Origin of the sequence: Butyricicoccus sp., from assembly GCF_050872565.1 — a bacterium.
Taxonomy (GTDB): domain Bacteria; phylum Bacillota; class Clostridia; order Oscillospirales; family Butyricicoccaceae; genus Butyricicoccus_A.
In genome coordinates this window covers 1-1344 of the sequence record NZ_JBNMHC010000481.1, presented here as the reverse complement: position 1 = coordinate 1344, position 1344 = coordinate 1, and the positions used below count along the sequence as shown (strand labels likewise).

At 47.9% G+C, this 1344-nt stretch carries 2 protein-coding genes; both read left to right on the top strand.

The window, feature by feature from the left end:
* On the top strand, nucleotides 1–849 hold an 849-nt coding region (gene iolG, locus ACR0P9_RS12730), incomplete at its 5' end, for an inositol 2-dehydrogenase (RefSeq protein WP_432620713.1).
* A 63-nt stretch (nucleotides 850–912) separates the two neighbouring features.
* Nucleotides 913–1344, top strand: a 432-nt coding sequence (locus ACR0P9_RS12725) for an AAA family ATPase (RefSeq protein WP_432620711.1), incomplete at its 3' end; no start/stop codon positions are given.

The window sequence follows — 1344 nt, the reverse complement described above, 5'->3', positions numbered from 1 at the left end:
GATGATCCGGAAAAGATTTTCTCTGATCCGTCTATCGAAGCGGTATTTATTTGCTCTTCCACCAGCACACACGCTGAGTTTATCATCCGCGCTGCAAAGGCTGGCAAGCATGTATTCTGCGAGAAGCCGATTGACACCAAGCTGGATAAGATTCAGGAAGCACTGGACGCAGTTAAGGAAGCTGGCGTAAAGCTGCAAGTTGGTTTCGTTCGCCGCTTTGACCACAACCATAAGATGGTTCGTGACACGGTTGCTTCCGGCAGACTTGGTAAGCCGAACATCGTCAAGGTAACCTCTCGTGATCCAGACCATCAGTCTATGGATTACATCAAGGTTTCCGGCGGTATCTTCATGGATATGACCATTCATGATTTTGATATGGTTCGTTATCTGGCAGGCAGCGAAGTAACCGAAGTTACCGCTTACGGCGCAGCACTGTCCGGCGCAGGCTATGACCAGTACGACGATGTAGATACGGCAATCGTTATGATGAAGTTTGAAAACGGCGCGCTGGGCGTTATCGATAACAGCCGTGCTGCTCATTATGGTTACGACCAGCGTACCGAAGTACATTGCGATAAGGGATGCGTACAGGTATCCAATGATCTGAATGACACCGCTATGATTTCCAGCGCAGAAGGCGTAGAGGTTGCAAAGCCGACTTGGTTCTTCTTGGAGCGTTACAATAATGCATTTATTGCTGAGGCGAAGGCATTTACCGAGGCAGTTCTCAACGATACCGAGACACCGGTCAATGGTTTTGACGGCATTCAGCCGGTTAAGATCGCCATGGCTGCTGCAAAGTCTCTGAAGGAAGGCCGTCCGGTTAAGCTGGATGAGATTGGCTGATAACAGAACGAACCCAGATAGAGCATTGTCTCTATCTGGGCTGCTTCTAAAAGGAGAAGAGATATGAAACAGGATATGGTTATTACCATCAGCCGCGAATACGGCACCGGTGGTCATGATATAGGCAAGAGACTGGCTGCTCTGCTGGATGTGCCTTTTTATGACAGCGAAATCGTCGAAATGACTGCAAAACAGCACAATATTGACGAAGATCGTCTGAATGAAATGGAGAATCAATCGAAGAATCCGCTTCCGTTTGGCCTTGGAGGCTTTGGAACCATCACGGATTCCGATGACCGTATGTTTATTTTGCAATCTCAGACCATCGTAGAGCTTGCACAAAAGCCATGTGTCATTGTCGGCCGCTGTGCAGATTACGTTTTACAAAATAATCCCAATCGCTACAGTATTTTCCTGTATTCGGGCATGAAAGCACGAATGGAAAATATCAAGAAGTTCCATCCGGATCAGAATCCGGTGACGGAGACGGTCAAG